Below are 24977 nucleotides of genomic sequence, written 5' to 3' on the forward strand. Positions count from 1 at the left end.
GAGACCCCGCCCGCTTTAAAATCGACTATCGCCCGCCGACGGCCGCTTCCGCGGTCATCGGGACGCCCGCGGGGACCCGACTCGTGTCGGCGTCGTACCCCCAGCGCGTGTTCTCCGAGATGATTTCCGGATTTCCGGCTCTGCCGTCCTGTTCGACTCCGGCGGGCGAACCGCCGACGTCCGAGTCCGTCACCTCGACCGGTCCCCACCACGCCCAGACGCCTCTACTGGTGGTCGTACCCGGCGCGGAGCACCCGACGCCGCAGGGGCGCGTATCCCCTCCCTTCACGACGCAGTTCTCGACGTGGCAGGTCCGGCCGTCGGGGGACCCGACCCGGACGTTCGAGACGTTGTTGCTGTCGAAGTAACTGTCGTGGACGTTCACGACGCCGCCCCGTCGCCCGCGGTAGGAGTAACCGTGGTCGGTGCCGTGGAGTCCGTTGTCGATGAAATGCGCGACGTGAACGTTGTGGACGTTCAGCGTGCCGTAGTGGTCCCGGCCGTTGACCCGGATAGCGCCCTTGCCCGACCGCGCGGTCTGGCCGTCGCCCATGTAGAGATTCTCGACCCTCGCGGTGCCGCCCGTCGAGACCGCGGGCGTGAACAGGTAGTGGCCGCCGGGGTGGTTGCCCGCGAAGGCGACGTTCCGGACCGTCCAGTCGTCGCCGCTCGCGTCTATCCTCGCCGACGCGCCCTCCGCGGTCATGTCGATGAGGGCGTTCTCGAACGTCTGGCCGCTCCCGACGCTGAACGTCCGGGTCTCGCCCGCCGGAACCGTAATCGTCCGGTAGTCCGTCGCGTCCGCGACGCCGGCCGCCAGCACACTGACGCCGAACACACCGACGATGCCCGCGCCGGCCGCCCCGAGGAAGGACCGCCGGTTTACCGCCCGCGTCCCGCAATCGCGTGCCGTCTTCTCGCGTGCCATAGTATCTTCATCGGAAGAACACTATCTTACAAGCGTTACGGTTCGATTCAATAGAGAATTTCTTATTTATGTATGTACTCTAATCAGACGGAGACGAACCGACTACCGACGAGTCTCGTCTGCCTCAGCGCACGGATTCGACTGCGGACGGTGGGCTCGTTCCTATGCCTCGCTCGGCCGAGAGCAAGCGACGGGTTGAAGAAACGGTCAACGAGTTCTGCGTTGTTCCGGAACGTTTTTGCCCGAAACGACACACATCACGGGATATGGTAGACGAAGAAACCGAAGCCGAACTCCGCGAACAGTTCACCGACGCGTTCGAAGGTGCAGACTACCCCGTCAGCAACCCGATGGACCTCGTCCCCGCGCTCCCGAACGGGCCGGGCACGCGCTTCGAGGCCGGCGACGTGAGCTTCACCGCGATGGAACTGTCCACGAAGATGTCCGACACGCAGGACTTCCCGTACGACGACGTGGACTCCCTCGTGGACGACCTCGTCGAGGGACTGAAGCAGAAGGATATGATTTAACTACTCTTCTTCGTCCTCGTCCTCGTCGGGAAGCGCGACCAGTAGCACTTCCCACACGTCGTACTGCTCGTTGAAGTGACTGTCGAGGACGCGGTCCTTCTCGCCGATGGGAATCGGCTGTTGGGGATGTGACACTTCGAGCCACGTCACGGTCGGCTCTGTGATGTCCATCTCCGCGATATCGTCTGGCTGGTCGGCGGCCTCGACCGATTCGTTCGCGCTACGCTCCCCCGGACCTGTCGGTGTACCTTGACGTTCCACGTGACTCTCCCCGTCGCCTCGTACCACATCGCTCCATAAAACTGTGCTGGGCCGCCCGGCGACCGGCCGGGCGTTCTCGTCGCTCTCGCCTCCGCGGTCCGGAAGCGACAAGTTCCGACCGGCCCAAGGTCCACCGATGAAACGGTCGAACGTCCGACTCCGCACGCGCGCTGCGCTCGCGCTCGTCGCGGGGACGCTCCTCGCCGGGACCGCGTTCAGCGGGACCGCCGCGGGCCACGGTGGCGGCCTGCGCGCGGCCGCTGGAAGCCTCTCGGTTCCGACGTGGCTGTTCCTGCTGACCGGCGGCGGCGTCGTCGGCGCGTCGTTCCTGCTCGCCAGCTTCGTCACCGACCGGGCGTTCATCCGCGCGGTCCACGGCTGGCGTCGGGTCGCCGACGCACCGGTCGCCACCGCCACGACGCTGACGCGCGTCGTCTCGGTCGCGGCGCTGGTCGGCATTATCGCGGTCGGCTTCCTCGGCCCGGAGACGATGTTCCGCAACGCCGCGATTCTGGCCGTCTGGGTCGGCTGGTGGGCGGGCTACGTCGCCACCGTCTACCTCGTCGGTAACAGTTGGCCCGCGCTGAACCCGTGGCGCGCGGTCGCCGAGTGGGTGCCGACGCTCGACTACGAGTACCCCGAGCGACTGGGCGCGTGGCCGAGCGTCGCCGGTCTCCTCGCGCTCGTCTGGCTGGAGGTCGTCAGTCCGCTGGCCGACGACCCGCGCCTGCTGGCGTGGGTCGTCGTCGGCTACTCGGTCGCCACGCTCGCCGGCGCGTTCGTCTTCGGCCCGGACTCGTGGTTCGGTTCGGTGGACCCCGTCGCGCGACTCTTCCGGTACTACGGCCGGGTCGCGCCGCTCCAGCGAGCCGAGAGCGGCGGTCTCGAACTCCGACCGCCCGGCGCGGCGCTGACCGACCCCCTGCCCGACGACGGGCGCGACGGGGTGGCGTTCGTGGTGGCGATTCTCTGGGTCACGACCTACGACGGGTTCGTCGGCACCCCGGTCTGGGTGGCGATAGCGGAGAGCCTCGTCGGTCTCGGCGTGCCCCCGGTCGTCCTCTACCCGGCCGCGCTGCTGGCCGGCTACGCGCTCTTCGTCGGCGCGTGGTGGCTCGCGTCCCGACTGGCGCGCGGGACCGCCGACACCTACCTGACGCCCGAGGCCATCGCGCGTCGGTTCGCGGCGTCGCTGTTGCCCATCGCGGCGGGCTACCACCTCGCGCACTTCCTCGGACTGTTCGTCACGCTGTCGCCCGCGCTGGTCGCCGCGCTGTCGAACCCGCTCTCCCCGCCCATCAACCCCTCCGTCGTCGCGCTTCCGGGCTGGTTCGGGATGCTCGCGGTGGCCTTCGTCCTGCTCGGGCACCTGCTCGCGGTCTGGGGCGCACACGCGAGCGCGTACGAGGTGTTCCCGGGGCGGTTACAAGCGGTCCGGAGCCAGTACCCCTTCGTCGTCGTGATGGTCCTCTACACCATGACGAGCCTCTGGATAGTGTCCGCACCGAGCGCCGCACCGCCGTTCGTCTGACCGAGCTCACCATGACCGACCGACCGACTCCGACCTACGAGACCGACGTTCCGCCGGGCGAATCGACCGCCGAGTGTCCCCACTGCGGTCGCCCGCTGGAGAGCGACCGACTGCTGGTCCTCCACGAGGGCATCGACCACTGGGAGCGACTCGACGACGAGCGCCGCGAGGAGTTCCGCGAGGCCTACCGGCGGGAGAACGACGACCTGCGCACCTTCCGCCTGAAGACGCTCGGACTGCTCGTAATCGTGTACTTCGCGTTCCTGTTCGTCTACTCGGTGCAGACCGAGGACCCCTACAGCGTGCTGACGCTGGTTCCAATCTGAGTTTCCGTCGCGGCGAAGACGTTCGGACGACGGCTTAAGCCTCCGCGATTGCGTAGCGGTGCCCTTTAGTCGCTACTCCCCCGAGTCGTGAGTATGGACGAGCAACCCGGGCTGAGCGACGAGTACCGCAAGGCGAGTCCGTGGCCGCTGTTCGTCGCCTTCGGTCTCGCCATCTTCGAGGTCGGCATCGTCTGGCCGCTGTTCCCCGTCGCCGTCGGCGGACTCATGCTGTTCGTCGGAAGCGTCGTCGGTATCCTCCGCGAATCGGGGTACATCGCCGACCCGTGGAAGGGACTGGTCACCGCGTCGGTGCTGTGTCTCGCGGTAGGCGGCGTCATCACGTACTTCACGACCGGTTCGGTTCACCTCCGCGGAATCGCCATCCTCGTCGGCGGCGTCATCTTCCTCGTCGGCGGTATCTTCGGGTCGTTCTGGCAACCGAAGGCGGTGTGACGCGACCCCGACCGGAGGACGAGCAGACGCGGCGTAGCGCGGTCCGCGCGGCCGACTCGAATCGGCAACCTATTTGAGACCCCCGTGGCTAACGTCGTCTATGGCAACCCCCATCTTCGAACGGGAGACGTGGCTCGACATCTCGGTCAACATCATCCCGCTCTGCATCATCGGCTTCTTCGTCGTGTTGTTCACCGTCAACTCGCCGTGGCCCATCGAAGGACTGACCTCCGCCGTCGGATTCGCGCTGTTGGTCGTTCCCTTCCTCCTGCTCGCGTACCTGACCTACATCGCGGCCGACCTCATCGAGTCCGCCGAGTCCGGCGAGTAAGTCGGTCGATTCTCTCGACGTGTACGCCGATTCACGACAGTTTCTCTACCGTTTCCTGCGAAGTTTGCGACTGATTATCACGAAACTACCCGACGTCCCGGCGGCGTATCCTAACCTTTCTTTACCTTGTAGTCCTGACCGACGCGTATGGTAGAAGCCGGGCAAATCGCACTCACCGTCGTCATGGGGCTCCTCCTGTTCGGGGTCGCCACGTTCCTCTCGCAGTTGGAGGACTGGCGCTCCTACACGCCCCTCGGGGGCGGCGGGTACGTCGGCGAAAAGACTGGGCAGGCTCACAGCGAGAAGCCTGCCGGAATCGTGCGCTGGCTAACGACGGTCGACCACAAGGACATCGGTATCCTCTACGGGCTGTACGGTCTCGTCGCGTTCTCGTGGGGCGGCATCGCCGTCCTGCTGATGCGCGCCGAACTGGCCGCGCCCGCGGAGAACTTCATCGGGGCGAACTTCTACAACGCCCTGTTGACGACTCACGGCATCACGATGCTGTTCCTGTTCGGGACGCCCATCATCGCGGCGTTCGGCAACTACTTCGTGCCGCTACTCATCGGCGCGGACGACATGGCGTTCCCCCGAATCAACGCCATCGCGTTCTGGTTGCTCCCGCCCGCGGCCATCCTCATCTGGGCGGGCTTCCCGCTGGCGTCGCTGACCGAGACCATCGACCCGGCCCAGACCGCGTGGACGATGTACACGCCGCTGTCGGTCGAACAGACCAACCCCGGCGTGGACCTGATGTTGCTCGGGTTGCACCTCTCGGGGGTTTCGGCGACGATGGGTGCCATCAACTTCATCGCCACCATCTTCACCGAGCGCGGCGAGGACGTCGGCTGGGAGAACCTCGACATCTTCTCGTGGACGATGATCACCCAGTCGGGCCTCATCCTGTTCTCGTTCCCGCTGCTCGGGAGCGCGCTGGTGATGCTCCTGCTGGACCGTAACTTCGGCACGATGTTCTTCGCGGTCGAAGGCGGCGGTCCCATCCTCTGGCAACACCTGTTCTGGTTCTTCGGCCACCCCGAGTGTACATCCTCGTGTTACCGCCGATGGGTCTCGTGAGCCTCATCCTGCCGCGGTTCTCGGGCCGGAAACTGTTCGGATTCAAGTTCGTCGTCTACTCGACGCTCGCCATCGGCGTCCTCTCGTTCGGCGTGTGGGCCCACCACATGTTCTCGACGGGCATCGACCCCCGAATCCGCGCGAGCTTCATGGCGGTCTCGTTGGCGATTGCAGTGCCGAGTGCGGTCAAGACGTTCAACTGGATTACGACGATGTGGAACGGGAGGTTGCGCCTGACCGCGCCGATGCTGTTCTGCATCGGGTTCGTCAGAACTTCATCATCGGCGGCGTGACCGGCGTCTTCCTCGCGTCCATCCCCGTGGACCTGGTGCTCCACGACACCTACTACGTCGTCGGGCACTTCCACTTCATCGTCATGGGCGCTATCGCCGTCGCCGGCTTCGCGGGCATCTACTACTGGTTCCCGCTGTACACCGGCCGGATGTACCAGCGCACCCTCGCCAAGTGGCACTTCTGGCTGACGATGATCGGCAGTAACGTCACGTTCATCGCCATGCTCATCCTCGGCTACGGCGGGATGCCCCGGCGCTACGCGACCTACGTCTTCAGCGACCCGAAGTTGGTCTCGATGTTCACCGACCTCCACCTCATCGCCACGGTCGGCGCGTTCATCATGGGCTTCGGCCAACTCATCTTCGTCTACAACCTGCTGACCTCGTGGCTCGAAGGTCCGCACGTGGGTAGCGGCGACCCGTGGGACCTCGAAGACGACGGCATGAAGACCAAGGAGTGGGCGTGGTTCGAGCGCAAGCGCGAGACGGCGCTCACCGACGGCGGCGAGGAGGTCGCTACCGACGGCGGCGAGTCGAGCGACGAGTAACGCAGAATCGATAGCAGTCAGTTTTCCGTTCTTTTTCGCCGGATAGCGCTCGCTGTCCGGCGAAGCCTCCGCTTTACCGCCGGAACTCGTCGGCGTAGTCGGCGACGTACTCCCGGAGCGTCCGCGGTTCCCGACCCAGCACGCGCGCGGCGTCGTCGGTCACGCGGTCCGCGAGACCGAGCCGGGCGGTGGTGTAGATGCCGACCATCACGGCGACGTACGACCAGTCGAACCCCCGTCGGCGCATGCGCCACGCGAACTCGGGAATCGAGGGGTCGGCGTACTCGATGCGTCGGTCTAAGACCGCGCTGAACACTCGGGCGACCTGTCGGTAGGTGAGTGCCGCGGGGCCGGTCACGTCGTATGAGCGGTCGCCGTGGCCCGGTTCGGTCAGCGCGACGGCGGCGACTTCGCCCACGTCGCGGGCGTCCACGAAACTCGTCGCACCGCCGCCCGCGGGGACGAATATCTCGTCGCGTTCGACGATCTCCTCGCGGTGGACCTCGTTCAGGTTCTGCATGAAGAAGGAGGCTCGCAGGAACGTGGAGGACGCGTCGGCCGATTCGAGGTGTCGCTCGACTCTCCGGTGGGGAAGCAGCGGGTTCTTCTCCGCGCCGACCACCGAGAGGTAGACGACGCGTTCGACGCCGGTCCGGACCGCGGCGTCCACGAACGGCGTGATGTGGCGCTTCACGTCCGAGACCGCGGGCGGACGCATCAGGAAGAGTCGGTCCGCGCCCGCCAGCGCCTCGCCCCACGTCTCGGGGCGCTCGAAGTCGAACTCCGCGAGTTCCACGTCGGCGGCGAATCGGTCGGCGGCGCTCGCGGGGTCGCGCACGCCTGCCCGGACCGTCACGCCGCCGTCGGCGTCTGCGGTGCTCGAATCTGTGGCGTCCGAGTCGTCGGAAACGTCGTCTCGGTTCGCGAGCGCGCTCACGACGTGCGACCCGACGGTCCCGGTCGCGCCCGTCACGAGGATGCAAGGAGACTCGTCGCGGGTCACGTCACCGCCAGTACGATGCCCATCGTGAACATCAGCACGGCGATACCCCCGAGGATGTAGGCCAACATGTCCTTCTCGGTCATACCGGAGGTTAGGTCGTCCGGATGAAAAGGCTAATCCTTCCGCCGCTCCGACCTTCGTCCGTGAGCGAGACGTTCCGCGGACGGTCGTTCGTCGTCGGGTTCTATCTCACCATCGTCGCTCTCACCGGCGCTATCGGCGCGGTCCTCGGCGCGGTCGGCCCGGAGGACCTGACCCCGGTGAAGCTCCTCGGAGTGGTCACGCTCCAGCCGACGCCGCTCGGTCTCGCCGTCTACGGCGTCGTGACGGTGGGCATCGCGCTGGGGATTCCGCTCGCGCTGGTCGTCGTCGTCTCGGAAGTGGCCGACGCCGAGAGCGCCGAAGAGACCTGACCGGCGCAAGCGAATCCTCGGCGTGTTCTATCGCGGCGGCCTTCGCCGACGCCGTCGTTCTCGTCGTCCTCTCGCCGGGACTCGTCGTCTCGGTTCGTCTCCACCCCGCACCCCTATTTGTAATCGTGTTTTCATTTATGGGCCGAACATCTAAGACCGCGTTCGCCGTCGGTACGACCATGTACCACGTCGTCATCGCCGTGGACGAGGAGACCGACCGGGCGCGAAGACAGGCCAGCGCGGTCGCCGACCTCCCGAACGCCGCCGAGGAGGTCCGCGCGACCCTGCTCCACGTCTTCACCGAGAACCCCGGCGGCGCGTCGGCGACGCAGGTAGGGTCGGTCCGCCGCGCCGAGGAACTGCTCGAAAGCGAGGGCGTCGAAGTCGATATCGCCGAGCGGTCGGGTAACCCCGCCGCGGCGGTGCTCGACTTCGCCGAGTCGGAGGGCGCCGACTGCATCTGCGTCGGCGGTCGAAGTCGCTCGCCCGCTGGCAAGGCCATCTTCGGGAGCGTCTCGCAGTCGGTCATCCTGCAATCGGACCGACCGGTCCTCGTGACGGGTGGCGAGACGGAGTAACTTCTCGTCGGATTTTCCGGGTTCCGAAGCGGTCGGTGCGAAGTCGTAGCGGGGACCGCGACGGTCGGGAGTTCCGGAAAGGAGTCTCGGAAAGCCCCCGCCCGCTTGCGGTCTCTGACCGACGTATCTTCGGCTCACCTCCGGTTCGCCTGAGATAGGGGCCGGTCAGACGACCACGGGCCTCCGGCCCGCGAGTGGGCGGCCCCTTTCAGTCCACCCAGACGTGTCGGCCGTGGAGCGAAGTGCGTCCCGGTGGTCGGTGTCATCAAGCTCGCCCTCGTGGAAAGCGAGTCTGCTCGAAGACGAGCTACGGCAGGAACAGAAACACCGCGTAAGCGACCGTCAGCAGGACCGTCGCGTGCTTCGCGCCGTTCCGGACGCTCCCCTCGCCCATCTGCCCGGCGACCAGCCCCGAACAGACCGCCTGCACCAGCGAGGTGTGGAAGAACAGGAGCGTGTAGGCCTCGACGTTCACGCTGGAGATGTCCGAGAGCGGGCCGCCGCTGACCGGGCCGCCCGCGGGCACGGCGGCGTCGGTCGGCAGGTTCGGGATGAGGATGCTGTTGAGCGCGCCGACGATGACGAGGAAGACGACGAACGAGAGGTAGATGATGACGAGGTAGGTCAGCATCTCCTGGCGGCGCTTGCGCTTGAGTCGCCTGGTATCTTGAGCGTCGTCGGCCGCGATGCGGAGGACGCGCGCGATGTCGCCGCTGGCGTGCATCGCGTTGGCGATGAGCGTGACCGTCCGCGTGATGGTCGGGGTGTCGAGCCGGTCCTCGAAGCGGTAGAGCGCGGTCTCGGCGTCCACGCCCCACTCCACGTCGGTCCAGAGCTTCCGGACCTCGGGGTTTAACGCCCCGAGGTCGCTTTTGGCGACGCGCTCGAAGCTCTCGACCACCGACATCCCCGCCTCGTTCACGCTGGCGAGGCGGTCGAGGAAGTCCGGGACGGCGGCCTCTATCGCGGCGATGCGCCGCCGGTGGAGTTCCTGCACGACCGCGAACGACCCGACGACGAACAGCGCGGCCTGCACCGCGAAGTCGTCGAAGACCCGGAGCGTGAGCGTCCCGCTGGCGAAGTGGGGCCACGACCGGAGCAGAATCGAGAGCAGGCCGAGCGGGAGCGTCGCGTAGAGGACCACGTCGGGGTTGTTCCGCAGGGTCCGAACCGGGTCCGACAGCGCCGCTCGGAGCCAGCGCACGTTCTCGAACGCGTCGAGGCGCTCGAAGTTCGAGACGGCGGAGTCGGCCTCTGGCGGGGCCGCGGCGTCGCCGACGGTCGCGTCGGCGACGCCGCCTCCGCCGTCCGAGAGCGCCGGAGTCTCGGCCGCGGCCCCTGCGGCGTCTCCCGGCGGTCGCTCGACGCCCGACCGCTCGGCCGTGGGGGCGTCAGTGCGACGGACGCCGGCGAGCGCCGCGGCCGCGAGGTCGATGTCGCGGTCCTCCCGACTCGCGCGGAGCGACTCCGTGATGCTGTCTAAGTAGACCACGAAGCCGACGTTCGCCAGCGGGATGGCGAAGTACGCCAGCATCCGGAGGACCGGCAGGGTATCGCCGAGCGCCATCAGCCCCATGATGACGAGGATGGTGATGAAGAGCAGCGGCGCGACGACGAACACCGAGACGTACCCCTCCGCGAGCGTGGCGAGCAGTTCGAGGAACGACTCCTGCTGGGCCTCGGCGTCCTCCTGATACCGCTGGTACTGGGTGTCGAGGTACGACGAGATGCTCTGGCCGCTCTGGAGGACGCTGGCGAGGTTGTCGGCGAACTCGCCGAACTTCTCGCTGGGCGTGCGGTCGGCGAGGCGCTCGATGGCCGAGAGCATGTCGAGTCCCGCGTAGTCCATCGCCTTGACCGCGACCGCGACCTCCGCCGCGGCCTCGCCGAACACGTCCCGGTTCCCGGCCAGCGTCCGTAGAATCTCGGGGAACGGCATCCCGGACCGCGAGAGCGCGTAGACGAACGCGACGGTCCGGGCGAGACTCTCGTCTATCTTGCGCCCGCGGGCGTTCGCCCGGTACGAGAGGTTCTCCCACCGGAGCCAGTAGGTCAGCACGCCCGAGGCGACCCCGAGGGTCGCGCTACTCGCCAGCAGGAGCGCGAACAGTTGCGCGAGCGAGAGGTCCGGGAGGACGAGCAGGCCCGCCAGGAAGTGGAGTTGGTTCGGGAGGGTCGCGCGCATCGTCTCGGGCGAGACGCGCAGTATCGCCAGCACGCCCGCGACGACGTAGACGCCGGCGATGCTCCCAACCACCGCGGCGTAGCCGGCGTACAGCAGGGTCTTGGCCGCGAACGTCCGGTAGGTCTCGCCGGAGTGGACCGACTGGAGGAGTCGCCGGCGGGCCGTCCGCCGTCTGCCGCGCTCGGCGACCCACTCGCCGAAGCCGGTCAGCGCGAGGAAGCCCAGCAGTCGGTCGGCCCGGCGCGAGACCGGCGCGAGCGCGACCGGGGCCGAGAACACGAGGACCACGACGAGCGGCAGGAACCCCCACATCAGTCGAACCCGGTCGAGACCTCGGCGTCCAACTCGATGGTGTCCAGCACGCGCTCGGGGTGGGAGTAGTACTCGTTTATCATCGCGGTGAACCGACGGTAGTCCGAGACGCCTCGCTCGCGGAGGTACTGGAGGACGCGCTCGCGGTTGCGGAGTTCTTTGAGGAGGTCGCTCCGGGACCACCCGCGTTCGTCCTGAATCTCGTCCAGGACGGTGCTGTCGTTGTTCCGGAAGGTGTCCTCGGTCGCGTTCCACGAGAAGGTCGTCGAGTAGTCGAGGTCGCCGGTCCGCTGGTCGATGCCCTCTATCTCTGCCAGCACGCGGTTGCGGCGCACGCGCTCCTCGCCGACGTAGGTCAGCGTCTGGACCGACAGGATGTCGAGGCTCTGAATCATCGACCGCGGGACGTTGATGGGTTCGTTTTCGAGTCGGTTGATGACCGTCTGGACCGAGTCGGCGTGCATCGTCGAGTAGGTCGTGTGGCCCGTGTTCATCGCCTGAAACAGCGTCATCGCCTCCTCGCCGCGGACCTCGCCCACGACGATGTACTCGGGGCGGTGGCGAAGGGCCGACCGCAACAGGTCGTACATCGTGATGTCGGCGCTCTCGCCCCGGCGCTCGCGCGTGACCGACGACAGCCAGTTGTCGTGGTAGAGCGCCAACTCGCGGGTGTCCTCGATGGTCAGCACCTTCGAGCGCGGCGGGATGAACATCGAGATGGCGTTCATCGAGGTGGTCTTGCCCGAGGCGGTCCCGCCCGCGAAGACCAGCGACTTGTTCGACTCGATGGCGAGCCAGAGGTACGCCATCTGGTCGAGGCTGAAGGTCCCGTACTCCACCAAATCGATGGGCGTGAACGGCTCGTCGGCGTACTTCCGGATGGTGAACGCCGAACCGCGGGGCGTGACCTCCTCGCCGAGCGCCAACTCCGCGCGCGACCCGTCCGGGAGCGTAGTCTCGACCACGGGGTCGCCGATGCTGACGTGGCGGCCCGACTGCTGGGCGAGGCGCACGACGAGGTTGTCCAACTCCTCCTCGGCGTAGACGACGTTGGTCTCGATGTCGGTGTACTCGTCGTGGTAGACGAACAGCGGCAGGTCGTAACCGTCACAGGAGATGTCCTCGATGTGCGGGTCCGCCATCAGCGGGTCCAGCTTCCCGAACCCGCGGAACGACCGGAAGAGGTAGTAAAAGAGCCGGTAGAAGCTCGCGGCGTCGACCTCGACGCCGTACATCGAGAGGAGTTCTTCGAGTTCGTCTTTCAGCACGGCCTCGGCGGTGGCCGCGTCGTCGGTGTTTGCACGCGTTTCCCGACGGTGGATGAGCGAGTCGCGGATGTCCGAGAACAGGCGGTCGAGCAGTTCGGTTTCGAGGTCGTCCAACTCGGGTTCCACGACGTGATACAGGTACTCGTTTTCCGCGTCGTCGTAGTTGATGGAGACGAACGCGAACGGCGCGTCCACCCAGTAGCGTTCGACCTCCTCGTAGCCCGACAGTCCGGAGAACGTCACCAGCGGCCCGTGTTCGCTGGGGTCGTACTCGTCGGCGTCGATGGTGGTCCCCCGCAACACCTCGGCGGTCCGACGGAGCGTTCGCTGGAACTCCCGGATTCGAACCCGCACGTCGTCGGTCCACTCGGAGAGAGGCGACTGGGACATAGTGGTGAATCGCGGGCGGGCACGACCGTTCTCCCGCCCGCGAAGGTTCACGCGCCACGTCACAGCGACGCTACTTAAATTATCGGTCACGCGACGACTGGAACGAGGCATCTTTCGGCAGGCTCGACTTCTCCATCCCGGCGCGTGCGGGCGCGGCGCGAACGCGCCGCGTCCTTCCGCGCGAGGGACGAGTAGCGCAGCGAAGCGAGCAACGCAGGCGGTTGGGGAGGACGAGGTGCGGTCGCGGTGCGGTTGCGGTGCTGTGCGGTTGCGGTAACTCCTGTGTTCAAGCCTGAAGCTAGCTTCCTCGACGTAGCTGACTCTGTTCCGAAGGAAGCAATTCCCCTAACCCTCGTCACGAACTTCCGTTCCGATTCCCGACCTACGAACCACCCGACCTCTCGCCCGTCCCGGTAGTTTTTACTCCCCCGCTTTCGGTGTCTCGCGCATGGTATGGGTTCGGTCCGAGTACGCGGGCGAGTTGGCCGTGGTAGCGGCGTGGCTCTCGGCGCTCCTCCCGTGGAACGTCACCTACTCGACGCTCTCGGGCATCGGGAGCGTCCTGTTCGTCCGCTTCCCGTTCTTTCAGGTCCGGTACGTCTTCGGCATCTCCATCTCGAAGGGCGTCGCGGTCCAGACGCCGCTCGGTGCGATGGCGTATCAGGAGGGCCACTCCATCGTCGCCGCGTATCAGGCGTGGACCGTCGGCGCGGTACTCGTCGGCGCGGCGGTGGCGCTGAGTCTCGCCCTCTATCGGTTCGAGGAGCGCGTCGAGTCGCTCACCGACCCGGTGCGCGCGATGGGCGGCCTGCTCGCGCTCGCGGCCGTCGTCCTCTCGGCGGCGACGTGGTTGCTCTGGACCGGGCCGTTCCCCGGCCTGCCGATTCCGGTCGGCGTCGCGTTCCTCTACCTGTTCGGCGGGACGCTCCTCCTCGCGCGCCGGGAGTGAGTTCCGGCCGGTCGGCGGTCGGCGAGCGCGCCGCTCCGTGACGGAGGATTCGGTTGACGGCCCGGCGAGTGGCGAGGGGGTGCAGAAAACTTATATCAGTGACAGTTGACCGCCCGAACATGGACGGAGACGGCAGCGGCGGATTCGGCGGGATGGACGGCGACATCACCGGAGAGAACAACTCGCCGCTGTTGACCGACGGCCTGAAGGCGATACTGGTCCTCGTTGGATTTCTCGTGGTCTTCTTCCTCCTGCTCGTCCTGCTGGGGTAGCGCGGCGACCGTTCGAGCCTGACGACCCTTTCGAGCGGGGGCTGACGCGAGGAGCACGCCGAGATATAACCGAATCGACTGGTTTCCGGCAGGGTAATTCGGACTTTCTTCGAGCGGTCCGCGTCCTGCCAGTGGCGTTACGTTCATGACGCGCCGGACCGTAGGTGGGGTACGGAATGAGGCGCGACTACTTCACGCTGGATGTCCGGAACGTTGATTGGGTCGAGGAGGACGCCGAAGCCAAGAAACCGACGGTAATCATCGACTTCGAGGGTCCCTCTTCGACGCTCCGCGAGCGCCTCACGGGGACAGACGACGAACTGCTCGACGCCGAGGAGACCGACGTGGCCTTCCGGCTTCAGGGTCCCGTGGACGACGACGACACCACGGGCGTCGTCAGCGTCACGAACCGCATTACGGGTGACTTCGTGCTCGAACTCAACGAGGACGCCGACGACGTGCTGAAGTTCATCACCGCGGCCCGCGAGTACGGGAAATCGACCGGGGACATGGACGGGCGCTACCACGTCGAAATCAGCATCAACGGCGACGACCTCGTGGAGTACGACAAGAGTACCTTCCTCGTCTACAACGACGAGGGGAACCTCCTGCGCCAGCACAGTCTCATCCCGAGCGGCGTCGAACTCTGAGTCCCCGCCGCGCCGCTCGTCGGCGACTCGTACCTCCACCTGACCACTTCGGAATCGACGACTCGATAGCTCTCGGTCCGCCGAACTGCTCAGAACGACCCGAACAGCAGCATGAACGCGAGACCGATGGCGGCTAGCAGTATGATTCCCCAGAGAACGATGTCGAACAACCCTTGCGGGTCGGTGATGTCCGGAAACTCCATACTTTGAGGTATGTCGGACGGGAGTATATCTTTCCTTGGGATTCGACCGAGCGGTTCGAGCGCCGTATCGAATCGCGGAAAGCTAAGTGTCCGCGGGCGTCACGTCTCGGTATGAGTCTCTTCGGGACCGCGGGCATCCGCGGGAGCGCAGTCGAGACGGTGACGCCGGAACTCGCGCTGGCGGTCGGCCGGGCCGCCGGCCGCGACGGGGCGGAGTTCGTCGTCGCCCGAGACGGACGTGAGACGGGAACCGCCCTCGCGGCCGCGATGGAGGCCGGACTCGAAAGCGCGGGCGCGGACGTCCGCCGGGCGGGCCAGCTCCCGACCCCGGCGCTGGCGTTCGCTTCGCAGGGTCGTCGGGGCGCGATGCTGACCGCGAGTCACAACCCGCCGACCGACAACGGCATCAAACTCTTCGCCGACGGCGAGGAGTACGACCGCGACGCCGAGCGGACCGTCGATTCGCGCGTCGAGGCCGACGACCCGCCGGTCGCGTGGGACCGGTGGGGAGACAGCGAGCGCGTGAGCGTCCTCGACGACTACCGCGACGCAGTGGTCGCGTACGCGCAGCAACAGGGCGCGCCCCTCGACGGACTGCGCGTCGTGGTCGATTGCGGCAACGGGATGGCCGCCGTGGCGACCCCGCAGGTCCTCCGGGCGCTCGGCGCGGAGGTCGTCACTCTGAACGCGAACGTGGACGGTCACTTCCCCGGCCGCGATAGCAAGCCGACCCCCGAGACGCTCGAAGACCTCCGGGAGTTCCTCCGCGCGGACCCCGAGGCGGACCTCGGCATCGGGCACGACGGCGACGCCGACCGCATCGTAATCGTGGACGCGGACGGCGACGTCGTCCACGAGGACACCGTGGTCGCGGTTCTCGCGGCCCACTACACCGACCGGAGCGACGCGGGCGACCCCGTGGTCGTGACGACACCGAACGCCTCGGGGCGAATCGACGAGCGGGTCGAGGAGTCGGGGGGTCGCGTCGAGCGCGTCCGGCTCGGGGCGCTCCACGAGGGCATCGCCGCGGCGCGCGCCGACGGCGACGACGACACCGAGGTCGTCTTCGCGGCCGAACCGTGGAAGCACGTCCACACCCAGTTCGGCGGGTGGATAGACGGCGTGACTAGCGCCGCGGTCATCTCCCGACTCGTCGCCGACGCGGGCGGTCTCGCACCCCTCCGCGAACCCGTCACCGAGCGCCCCTACCGGAAGGTCAGCGTCTCGTGTCCCGACGACGCGAAGGCGGCCGTGATGGAGCGACTGGAGACAACGATTCCCGAGACGTTCCCCGACGCCGAGGTGGCGACCGAGTACGGCGTCCGGGCGACCCTGCCCGACGCGTCGTGGGTGCTGGTCCGGCCGAGCGGGACCGAACCCTACGTTCGCATCTACGCCGAGAGCGACGATGTGGACGCGCTGGTGGCGACGGCGAGCGACGCCGTGGAGGAAGCGGTTGACGCGGAGTCCTGAGGGAAACGACGACGCAACGTTCCGAGAGAGCTGTCCGTACGGAGGCGGAAAACCGAGGGCTTCGCCGGCGAAACCTTGGATGAGAGTCACTTCTGTCCGTATTTTCCATGGTTTTTGATTTTGAAGCGACGGTTTTATCACGAACTGCCGAACTGAATACGGTAAGATGGAGAAAATCGACGCGGGTAGACGGCGGATGCTCAAAGTAGGCGGCGCTGGCCTGCTCGGAACCGGACTCGCAGGTTGCATCGGCGGCGGTGGCGGCGGCGGTGGCGGTTCGACGACCAACGTCGGCATGGTGTACGCGACGGGCGGTCTCGGCGACAACTCCTTCAACGACATGGCCCACAAGGGCGTTACGCGCGCCGAAGAGGAGTTCTCGGTCAAGTCGAAGGACACCGAGCCGTCGAGTCCGAGCGACGTGGCGGCGCTCCAGAAGAAGCTCGCCCGGTCGACCAACCCTGACTACGAACTCATCTCCTGCATCGGCTTCGTGCAGACGACCGCGCTGAAGAAGAACGCCAAGAATTTCTCCGACCAGAAGTTCATGGTCGTGGACTCGGTCGTCGAGCAGGACAACGTGTCGAGCTACACGTTCAAGGAACACCAAGGCTCGTTCCAGGTCGGTCACCTCGCGGGTCTGCTGACCTCGAAGGACTTCCAGACCACGGCGTCCGCGGAGGGAACCGAGGTCAAGGCCTCGACCAACGGCGACCTGAAGGTCGGGTTCGTCGGCGGCAAAGAGGTCCCGCTCATCAAGAAGTTCGAGGCGGGATTCAAGGCCGGCGTCAAGCACGCCAACTCGGACGTGAAGGTCACCTCCGCGTACGTGGGCGGGTGGAGCGACCCCGGCAAGGGCCAGTCCATCGCCAACTCGATGTACGAGAGCGGTGCCGACATCGTTTACCACTCCGCGGGCGGCAGCGGTAACGGCGTCTTCAAGGCGGCCCAGAACAAGGGTCGCTACGCCATCGGCGTGGACTCCGACCAGTCCAAGAGCCTCCCGAAGTACAGCAACGTCGTCCTCGCCAGCATGGTCAAGCACGTGGACAACGCCGTCTACCGGTCGGTCAAGCGCACCGTCAACGGGAACTTCGACGGCGGTTCGATTCACAGCCTCGGTCTGAAGAAGGACGGCGTCGAGGCCGTCTACGGGAACAAGATCGGCTCCGAGATTCCCGACTCCGTCAAGTCGAAACTCGACTCCTCGCGGAAGAAGATCGTGAACGGCGACATCACGGTCCCGACCAAGCCCAAGAACGTCTGAAACCAGACGTATCGACGCTCTTCTTTCGGTTTCCGTTCGGAGTGCGGGCAAGAAAGCATCGCATTCATCACCCTCGACGCTGAACGTGATGGGTATGCGGGGGAACAACAAACGGCGACGTCGGTTTCTGCAAGCAGTGGGCGGGGCGGCCGCGTTCGGGACGGTCGGACGCTTACAGGACCCGACCAACGTCGGGATGGTGTACGCCACCGGCGGACTGGGGGACAACTCGTTCAACGACATGGCCCACAACGGGGTCCAGCGGGCGGCCGAGAACTTCGCGGTGAAGTTCCAGAACGCGGAACCGGGGAGTCCGAGCGACGTGGCGACGCTCCAGCGGCGGTTCGCTCGCTCGCGGAACCCCGACTACGAACTCATCTGTTGCATCGGCTTCGTGCAGGCCGAGGCGCTCCGGCGCAACGCACAGCGGTTCTCCGACCAGAAGTTCATGGTCGTGGACACCGTGGTCGAGCGCCCGAACGTCGCCAGTTACGTCTTCAAGGAGCATCTGGGGTCGTTCCAGGTCGGCCACCTCGCGGGGCTGATGACGACGATGGACTTCAGCGCGGGCGGCGGACGGACCAACGACCAGACCACGGTCGGGTTCGTCGGCGGCAAGGAGATTCCGCTCATCAAGAAGTTCGAGGCGGGGTATCTGGCGGGCGTCCAGCACGCGAACCCGGACGTGAACGTCCTCACGGCGTACGCCGGCGCGTGGAGCGACCCGGCGCAGGGCCAGTCCATCGCCAACTCGATGTACCAGAACGGCGCCGACATCATCTACCACGCCGCGGGCGGCACCGGGACGGGCGTGTTCAAGGCGGCCCAGAGCAACGAGCGCTACGCCATCGGCGTGGACGCCGACCAGTCCAGAAGCCTGCCGAAGTACGCCGACGTGATTCTGGCGAGCATGGTCAAGCACGTGGACGAGGCCGTCTTCCGGTCCATCCGGCGGGTCACGAACGGCAACTTCCAAGGCGGAACCGTCAACGAACTCGGTCTCGAACGGAACGGCGTCGAAGCCGTCTACAGCAAGGCGCTGGAGTCCCAGATTCCACAGGAGGTCAAGTCGGCGCTCCAGCAGTCCGAGCGGAAGATCGTGAACGGCGAAATCGAGGTGCCGACGAAGCCGTCGAACGTCGGGCAGGCGACGACCACCACCCAGTAGCGCCGACCGGAGTTCGACGCGGTGAACGGGAGAAACGCCGAATTACGGCTTCGAGAACACGTATTCTCCCTGAAATCTCTTTCACAAATCCGGGTCGCTTAAACGGGCAGGCGAAGAACACCGACGCAAGATGAGCGTAGCCGTCCACCTACAGGGGATCACCAAGCGATTCCCCGGCGTCGTCGCCAACGACGAGGTCGATCTCGAAGTCGGGGAGGGGAGCGTCCACGCCCTCCTCGGCGAAAACGGCGCTGGTAAGACGACGCTGATGAACGTACTGTACGGTCTCTATCAACCGGAGGGAGGGACCGTCCACCTTCACGGCGAACCTCGGGAGTTCCACACCCCGCGGGACGCCATCGACGCCGGAATCGGGATGATACACCAGCACTTCATGCTGGTCGATACCCTGACCACGGCCGAGAACATCGTCCTCGGACACGAACCCCGCAAGTGGGGCGGACTCGCCATGGACCGCAAGCAGGCCCGAGAGGACGTCCGGGAGTTGAGCGAACGGTACGGCTTCGACGTGGACCCGACCGCCCGCATCGAGGACGTTGGCGTCGGCGTCCAACAGCGCGTCGAAATCCTGAAGGCGCTGTACGGCGGCGCGGACGTGCTGATTCTCGACGAACCGACCGCGGTGCTGACGCCCCAAGAAGTCGAGGACCTGTTCGGCGTGTTCGACGAGTTGGCGGCCGAGGACAAGACCATCATCTTCATCACGCACAAGTTGGGCGAGGCGATGGAGGCCGCAGACGACATCACCGTCCTCCGGGACGGCAAGAACGTCGGGACCGTGGACGCCGACGCGACGACCCGCGAGGAACTCGCCGAACTGATGGTCGGCCGGGAGGTCCTGCTGGAGGCCGAGAAGGACCGCGTGGAACGGGGCGACGTGGGCCTGTCGGTGTCGAACCTCCGGGTCACCGACGACCGGGGCGTCGAGCAGGTCGGCGGCGTGGACCTGACCGCCCGCGAGGGCGAGGTGTTCGGCATCGCGGGCGTGGACGGCAACGGCCAGTCGGAACTCGTGGAAGCCGTCACCGGTCTCAGGACGCCGGAGGAGGGGACGGTCTCGCTCCACGGCCGGGACGTGACCGACCTCTCGCGGCGCGAGCGCATCGACGCCGGGATGGCCTACGTACCCGAGGACCGCCAAGCGCGCGGCCTCGTCATGGAGTTCGACCTCGTCGAGAACGGCCTGCTCGGGAGCCAGCACACCGCGGAGTTCGCCGAGGGCGGGCGCATCGACTGGGACCGCACCCGCGGCCACGCCGAGGACATCATCGAGGAGTACGACGTGCGCCCGCCGAACGCCGACGCCGACGCCGAGTCGCTGTCGGGGGGAAACCAGCAGAAGTTCGTCGTCGGCCGGGAGTTCGCCCGCGACCCGGAGGTCGTGGTCGCGTCGCACCCGACCCGCGGCGTGGACGTGGGGAGCATCGAGTTCATCCACGAGCGCATCCTCGACCTGCGGCGCGAGGGCAAGTCCATCCTGCTGGTCTCCTCGAAACTCGACGAGGTCCAACAGCTCTCGGACCGCCTCGGCGTGATGTACGAGGGCGAAATCGTGGACGTGGTGGACCCCGACCGCGTGACCGAGGAGGAACTCGGTCTGCTGATGGCGGGCCAGACGCCCGAGGACGCCCCGAGCATCGCCGACGCCCCCGGAGGTGAGCGATGAGCGACTCCTCGGGCGACGGTCGCGACACGCCGAGCGACGACTCGGAATCGTGGCAGGACCGCGCGGACCGCGCGCTCGGCCGCCTCGTGGACGCCTCGGCGGCCGAACGAATCCTCATCAGCTTCGCGGCGCTCGGTCTCTCGGTGGTCGTCGGCGCGCTCATCGTCATCGTGTCGGGGTGGGTGGCGACCTGCGACTCGCCGTTCGTCGCGCTGGCCGGCGTCGGGTCGTTCTGCTACGACCCCATCTCGGTGTACCGAGTCATGCTGGTCGGCGCGGTGTGGCCGCCGTACAACTTCGCTATCACGCTCAAGGAGACGACGCTGTTGCTGTTCACCGGTCTCTCGGTCGCGGTCGCGTTCCGGGCCGGGATGTTCAACATCGGGACGCAGGGCCAACTCCTGTTGGGCGCGCTCGGGACCGCGCTGTCGGTCCTCTGGGTCGCGCCGTTCGTCCCTGTGAGCGTCCTCGGCGGACTGCTTCTCATCGCTATCGGCCTGCTGGTCGGCGCGCTAATCGGCGGGCTGTGGGGCGCGCTTCCCGGCGCGCTGAAGGCCTACGCCGACGCCAACGAGGTCATCACGACCATCATGCTCAACTTTGTGGCGACCGGCATCGCGTTCACGCTGGTCTCGGAGGTGTTCAAAGACCCCCAGAGTCAGACGGTCCAGACGCGGTCGATTCCGGCCTTCGCGCAGTTGCAGGCGGTCTTCTTCGACAGCACGGTCTTCTCGACGTTCGCGCTGGTCGGCGCGCTCGCGCTGGTCGGTGGCGTCTACTGGATGCTCAACGGGACGTCGTTCGGCTTCGACCTGCGGACCAGCGGCGTCCAACCCGACGCCGCCGAGTACGGCGGCGTCGATTCCAAGCGGATGATGGTCTCCAGCATGACCGTCTCGGGCGCGCTCGCGGGCCTCGGTGGCGCGGTCTACGTGCTGATGGTCGCCTCGCGCTGGCAGACCGGCATCCCGTCGCTGGGCTTCGACGGCATCACGGTCTCCATCCTCGCGGGCAACAACCCGCTGGGCGTGATTCCGGCGGCGCTGTTGTTCGGCGCGCTGAAGACCGGGAGCCTCGCCATTGAGTTCCAACTCGCGGTCCCCAAGGAACTGGTCGGGGTCCTGCGCGGACTCATCATCCTCTTCATCGCCATGCCGGAGTTCTTCCGGATGGTCGGTGCGCGCTTGGGGTTGGGCGACGAGCGACGGACGGTCGCGGCCGACGGCGGCGAGACGGGTCGAGCGAACGACGGTGGCTCGGAGACCGACGAGACGACAGACGGAACTACCGTCGGGGACGAAGGAGGTGACGAGCGATGAGTTACGCCGAACCCTCTCGCAAACAGCGGTGGCTCGCCGGTGCCGCGGTGTTGATAGTCGCCGCGCTCCTCGCGGTCGAACTCTTCTTCCCCGAGAGTCCGGTCTCGGAGATCGTCCGCATCGTGGACGCCAACTACGTCCGGTCGGTCCTGCGTCTCGCGGTGCCCATCGCGTTCGCGGCGCTCGGCGGTATCTTCGCCGAGAAGAGCGGCGTCATCAACATCGGGCTGGAGGGCCTGCTCATCATCTCGGCGTTCACCTCCATCGCGGTGGCCGGGACCATCAGCGGCGGGAACCCGACGCAACTGCAGTTGTGGATCGGGTTCTTCGCCGCGGTGCTGGCGAGCGTGCTGTTCGCGCTGCTGTTCGCGGTGGTCTGCATCGAGTTCAAGGCCGACCAGATCATCGCGGGGCTGGCGGTCTGGCTCATCGCGCTCGGCGTCGCGCCGTTCGCCAGTAAGGTCATCTGGGGGCAGGTCAACAGTCCGCCGGTCGCCACGCTGAACAACTTCGACTTCGTGGTCTTCGAGGCGAACCCGCCGGTCGTGATGATGCTGATTTCGGTCCCGGCGGCGTGGTGGGCGCTCAACCGGACCGCGTTCGGACGCTGGATAGAGGCCAGCGGCGAGAACCCGAAGGCGCTGGACACGGTGGGCGTGGACGTGCGGAAGGTCCGCTACTCGGGCGTTCTACTGTCCGGATTCTTCTCGGGACTCGGCGGTGCCGGCCTCGCCCTGGGGCGCGTCGGCCAGTTCATCGGCGGCGGCGAGACGATGATAAGCGGCCGGGGCTGGATCGGCATCACGGCCTACCTGTTCGGCAACTACAACCCGCTGGGCGCGTTCGGCGCGTCGTTCCTGTTCGCCAGTCTGGACGCGCTCCAGATTCGCCTCCAGCAACTGGGTTACTCCATTCCGAGCGAACTCATCGGCATCATTCCCTACGTGACGGTCATCGTCGTGCTGGCGTTCGTCGGCCGCACCCGGATTCCGGACGCGGCGGGCGACCACTACGAGTCCGGCGAGGAGTAGCGAACCGCGTCGGCGAACGCTTCGGCTTCTGTTCTCCGGATTCCGGCGTGAATCTCGATGACGGGCTTTACTATCGTGGGACCGTACTACCGTTGTGAAAGTCGAATCAGCGATGCGTCGCGTCCGCGACGCCGACGACGCCGACCCCACGGAGGCCGACGACCGCGACCAGCAGTACGAGATGTACCGGAAGACGTTCCGGGCGCTCGAAGACGTGACGCCCGACGACGACGACGAGGGAATCGCGGTCGTCGCCGACTGGATTATCGAACGACTGGAGACGGGTGACGGACGACCGAGTTCGAAGGCGGTGCGTCAACGAGCGCAGAAGTACTGCCGACAGAACGGCTACGAGGTGTCGAACAACGACTGGATGGGTCGGTAACGGGCCGACCCGAACCGCTCGGACCGACGCGAACCGCTCGCTGGCCCAACTCGCCGCGCTCGCCGGACCAGGTCGACGCTCGTTCCTCCGAGACGAACGAGCGACCGCGCCGTCGCGCGTCGTGGCGTCCGGGCGCTACTCCAGCATCTCCTCGGTGATGGTGTTGGGCAGGAGTTCGCCGAGGGCGTACTCGCTCGTCTCGTCGCCCCCTTCGTCGCAGACCACCGGCAGGTCGTCGTCGCAGAACTCCGCGAGCGTCTGGCGGCACATTCCGCAGGGAGTCACGCCGTCTCGCGCGCCGGAGCTGACCGCCAGCTCCGAGAAGTCGCGGTGGCCCTCCTTGACCGCCTCGGCGATAGCGACCTCCTCGGCGTGGAGCGAGTTACTGTAGTTGGCGTTCTCGATGTTACAGCCGACGTAGACGCTCCCGTCGGCCGTCCGGAGCGCCGCGCCGACCGTGTAATCCGAGTACGGGACGTGAGCCCGCTCCTGCACCTCGCGGGCGGCCTCGATGAGTTCGTCCATCGTGGCGGCCATTGACGGCCGCCGGTCAAATATCTCCCGTCTGCGTGCGGCGGTGTCGTCTCCGTTTTGCACTTTCGGGCGGCTTCATCCGCAGACACCCGACGGCGGACCGCCTCGACCCCGACCCGAAGGTTCAAATCCGAAGCTGGGACGAACCCCGCTCGGACGTTTCGCGCCGTTGCGGGCCAGATAGCTGGCGAGTCAGTCAGCAGTGTCGCTCGGCCGTACCGTCGTTCGCTGGCGGGACGACGATACTGCCCCATCCCGTAACGGCCAGTCCGACTACCCTGAGAGAGGGCTGTACCACGCAAGAAAATCGGGTCGCGGTGACGGAGCAACGTCGCCGCGACGCTAAGAGGGACCGTTTCCGGGCGGACCGCGAGAGGCTTGTCTGACCACCGGCCGGACAGTGACCACCGAACTGAACTGCCACTGCCGACTGCACAACGACCACCGACCGCGCTGAAGCCGACTCCGAGGAGTCACCGCACGGCACCCGCAACCGCTCCGCGACGGCTACCGCGAGCCTCACGCCTCCCCAGCCTCGCGGCCACATCCGCGGCCGCCGTCCACCGTCGGAAGCGAGTTCCGACGAGCCGTGCGCTCACGTCCGTTCGCACAGACCTCGCGCAGATGGGCGCGTCGCCAGCGGCGACGCACCCGCACGCGCCGGGTCGAATGTCGAAGCCATCGCGCCGGGGAGGAGGCGTAACTCGGCGCACGCCGAGCCGCCGCTATCTCGCTCCCGAGAGCGCGACGAACCCTTTAAGCCGCGCCGCCGAGTGAGCCTTCGGCATGACCGGCGACAGCGAAGACCCGAACGACGACGTGCAGTATCACATCGAGGTCGGCGAGGGCGACGTGGCCGACGCCGTGCTCCTGCCCGGCAACCCCGAGCGCATCGAGAAGATAACGCAGTTCTGGGACTCGGCCGACGAGATGGCCAGCCACCGCGAGTACCGGACCGTCACGGGCGACTACGAGGGGACGCCCATCAGCGTGACCTCGACGGGCATCGGGAGTCCCTCGGCCGCCATCGCGGTTGAGGAGTTAGCCCGCGTCGGGGCGGACACGTTCCTCCGGGTCGGCTCGTGCGGTGCCATCCAGCCCGACATGGAGGTCGGCGACCTCGTTATCTCGACGGGCGGCGTCCGTCAAGAGGGCACCAGCGACGCCTACGTCCGCGAGGACTACCCCGCCGTGGCGGACTACGAGGTCGTCTCCGCGCTCGTCGCCGCCGCGGAGCGCCTCGACTACGACTACCACACCGGCGTCACGATGAGCGCCGACAGCTTCTACGCCGGGCAGGGCCGCCCCGGATTCGAGGGCTTCGAGGCCGCCGGGAGCGACGAACTCGTCGAGAACCTCAAGGACGCGAACGTCAAGAACATCGAGATGGAGGCCAGCGCCATCATGACGCTCGCCAACATCTACGGGCTTCGGGCCGGTGCGGTCTGCTCGGTGTTCGCCAACCGCGAGACCGGCGAGTTCCTGACCGAGGGCGAGAACCGCGCCGCCGAGACCGCGAGCCTCGCGGTGAAACTCCTCGCGCAGATGGACGAGAAGAAGGCGGAAGCGGACGTGGACCGGTGGCATCCCGGTCTGAGTCTGGAGTGAGGAG

24 protein-coding genes and 1 pseudogene are annotated in these 24977 nt (G+C 66.8%); 19 read left to right on the forward strand and 6 right to left on the reverse strand.

The annotated features are described in order from the left end of the window. Positions 1-25: 25 nt before the first annotated feature. Positions 26-928: a hypothetical protein gene (locus tag M0R88_RS13665; RefSeq protein WP_248654052.1), complete on the reverse strand. Its 903-nt coding sequence runs from the start codon at positions 926-928 to the stop codon at positions 26-28. A 266-nt stretch (positions 929-1194) separates the two neighbouring features. On the opposite strand from M0R88_RS13665, the gene M0R88_RS13670 reads away from it, so the two are divergent. Beyond that, positions 1195-1458: an MTH865 family protein gene (locus M0R88_RS13670; protein WP_248654053.1), complete on the forward strand. Its 264-nt coding sequence runs from the start codon at positions 1195-1197 to the stop codon at positions 1456-1458. Here the strand turns inward: M0R88_RS13670 and M0R88_RS13675 are convergent, their stop codons facing one another. Further along, entirely contained in the window at positions 1459-1629 is a 171-nt protein-coding gene (locus M0R88_RS13675) for a hypothetical protein (protein ID WP_248654054.1), read from the reverse strand. Positions 1630-1855: 226 nt separating this feature from the next. On the opposite strand from M0R88_RS13675, the gene M0R88_RS13680 reads away from it, so the two are divergent. From M0R88_RS13680 to M0R88_RS13700, 5 genes and pseudogenes are all read left to right on the forward strand, one after another. After that, positions 1856-3250 (forward strand): hypothetical protein, encoded by a 1395-nt coding sequence (locus tag M0R88_RS13680; protein WP_248654055.1) that lies wholly within the window; start codon positions 1856-1858, stop codon positions 3248-3250. 11 nt (positions 3251-3261) lie between these two features. Beyond that, complete coding sequence (locus M0R88_RS13685; RefSeq protein ID WP_248654056.1) at positions 3262-3576, forward strand: DUF7410 domain-containing protein; 315 nt, start codon at positions 3262-3264, stop codon at positions 3574-3576. Positions 3577-3669: 93 nt separating this feature from the next. After that, positions 3670-4029, forward strand: coding sequence for a DUF7541 family protein (locus M0R88_RS13690; protein WP_248654057.1), 360 nt, complete (start codon positions 3670-3672; stop codon positions 4027-4029). Positions 4030-4129: 100 nt separating this feature from the next. Further along, a complete protein-coding gene (locus M0R88_RS13695; RefSeq protein WP_248654058.1) occupies positions 4130-4360 on the forward strand; it encodes a DUF6684 family protein in 231 nt (76 codons plus the stop codon). 183 nt (positions 4361-4543) lie between these two features. Continuing rightward, a pseudogene (locus M0R88_RS13700) lies at positions 4544-6278 on the forward strand (cbb3-type cytochrome c oxidase subunit I). Positions 6279-6351: 73 nt separating this feature from the next. Here M0R88_RS13700 and M0R88_RS13705 read toward each other — a convergent pair. Beyond that, entirely contained in the window at positions 6352-7281 is a 930-nt protein-coding gene (locus M0R88_RS13705; protein WP_248654059.1) for an SDR family oxidoreductase, read from the reverse strand. Positions 7282-7424: 143 nt separating this feature from the next. Between M0R88_RS13705 and M0R88_RS13710 the strand changes: the two genes are divergently transcribed. Both M0R88_RS13710 and M0R88_RS13715 read left to right on the forward strand, forming a co-directional pair. After that, on the forward strand, positions 7425-7694 hold the full coding sequence (locus M0R88_RS13710; protein WP_248654060.1) for a DUF7520 family protein: 270 nt from the start codon (positions 7425-7427) through the stop codon (positions 7692-7694). A gap of 179 nt (positions 7695-7873) precedes the next feature. Next, a complete protein-coding gene (locus M0R88_RS13715; protein ID WP_248654061.1) occupies positions 7874-8272 on the forward strand; it encodes a universal stress protein in 399 nt (132 codons plus the stop codon). Between the two features lie 307 nt (positions 8273-8579). Here M0R88_RS13715 and M0R88_RS13720 read toward each other — a convergent pair whose 3' ends face one another. Together M0R88_RS13720 and M0R88_RS13725 are read right to left on the reverse strand one after the other, a co-directional pair. Next, a complete protein-coding gene (locus M0R88_RS13720; protein ID WP_248654062.1) occupies positions 8580-10769 on the reverse strand; it encodes a type II secretion system F family protein in 2190 nt (729 codons plus the stop codon). Beyond that, on the reverse strand, positions 10769-12427 hold the full coding sequence (locus tag M0R88_RS13725; protein WP_248654063.1) for a type II/IV secretion system ATPase subunit: 1659 nt from the start codon (positions 12425-12427) through the stop codon (positions 10769-10771). The genes M0R88_RS13720 and M0R88_RS13725 overlap by 1 nt, the downstream gene beginning before the upstream one ends. A 448-nt stretch (positions 12428-12875) precedes the next feature. On the opposite strand from M0R88_RS13725, the gene M0R88_RS13730 reads away from it, so the two are divergent. The 10 genes from M0R88_RS13730 to M0R88_RS13775 all read left to right on the forward strand — a co-directional run bounded on the left by M0R88_RS13730 (position 12876) and on the right by M0R88_RS13775 (position 22831). Then, entirely contained in the window at positions 12876-13376 is a 501-nt protein-coding gene (locus M0R88_RS13730; RefSeq protein ID WP_248654064.1) for a DUF7549 family protein, read from the forward strand. 119 nt (positions 13377-13495) lie between these two features. Beyond that, complete coding sequence (locus M0R88_RS13735) at positions 13496-13648, forward strand: hypothetical protein (protein ID WP_248654065.1); 153 nt, start codon at positions 13496-13498, stop codon at positions 13646-13648. Between the two features lie 176 nt (positions 13649-13824). After that, positions 13825-14298 (forward strand): DUF5793 family protein, encoded by a 474-nt coding sequence (locus M0R88_RS13740; protein ID WP_248654066.1) that lies wholly within the window; start codon positions 13825-13827, stop codon positions 14296-14298. A 314-nt stretch (positions 14299-14612) separates the two neighbouring features. Continuing rightward, positions 14613-15974, forward strand: coding sequence for a phosphopentomutase/phosphoglucosamine mutase (locus M0R88_RS13745; RefSeq protein ID WP_248654067.1), 1362 nt, complete (start codon positions 14613-14615; stop codon positions 15972-15974). Positions 15975-16140: 166 nt separating this feature from the next. Further along, positions 16141-17241 (forward strand): BMP family lipoprotein, encoded by a 1101-nt coding sequence (locus M0R88_RS13750; RefSeq protein ID WP_248654068.1) that lies wholly within the window; start codon positions 16141-16143, stop codon positions 17239-17241. A gap of 94 nt (positions 17242-17335) precedes the next feature. Further along, on the forward strand, positions 17336-18409 hold the full coding sequence (locus M0R88_RS13755; protein ID WP_248654069.1) for a BMP family lipoprotein: 1074 nt from the start codon (positions 17336-17338) through the stop codon (positions 18407-18409). Between the two features lie 130 nt (positions 18410-18539). After that, entirely contained in the window at positions 18540-20096 is a 1557-nt protein-coding gene (locus tag M0R88_RS13760) for an ABC transporter ATP-binding protein (protein ID WP_248654070.1), read from the forward strand. Next, entirely contained in the window at positions 20093-21415 is a 1323-nt protein-coding gene (locus M0R88_RS13765) for an ABC transporter permease (protein WP_248654071.1), read from the forward strand. Before M0R88_RS13760 ends, M0R88_RS13765 begins: the two co-directional genes overlap by 4 nt. Next, the gene (locus M0R88_RS13770) at positions 21412-22446 is read left to right on the forward strand and encodes an ABC transporter permease (RefSeq protein ID WP_248654072.1); all 1035 of its coding nucleotides are present in this window, start codon (positions 21412-21414) and stop codon (positions 22444-22446) included. Before M0R88_RS13765 ends, M0R88_RS13770 begins: the two co-directional genes overlap by 4 nt. Before the next feature lie 94 nt (positions 22447-22540). After that, positions 22541-22831, forward strand: a complete 291-nt coding sequence (locus tag M0R88_RS13775) for a hypothetical protein (protein WP_248654073.1) — start codon at positions 22541-22543, stop codon at positions 22829-22831. Between the two features lie 135 nt (positions 22832-22966). On the opposite strand, the gene cdd is transcribed toward M0R88_RS13775, so the two are convergent. Next, positions 22967-23356, reverse strand: coding sequence for a cytidine deaminase (cdd, locus tag M0R88_RS13780; RefSeq protein ID WP_248654074.1), 390 nt, complete (start codon positions 23354-23356; stop codon positions 22967-22969). A gap of 795 nt (positions 23357-24151) precedes the next feature. Between cdd and M0R88_RS13785 the strand changes: the two genes are divergently transcribed. Next, positions 24152-24973, forward strand: coding sequence for a nucleoside phosphorylase (locus tag M0R88_RS13785; RefSeq protein WP_248654075.1), 822 nt, complete (start codon positions 24152-24154; stop codon positions 24971-24973). Positions 24974-24977 lie beyond the last annotated feature (4 nt).

This window comes from Halorussus gelatinilyticus, assembly GCF_023238445.1.
In the GTDB taxonomy this organism is placed as follows: domain Archaea; phylum Halobacteriota; class Halobacteria; order Halobacteriales; family Haladaptataceae; genus Halorussus; species Halorussus gelatinilyticus.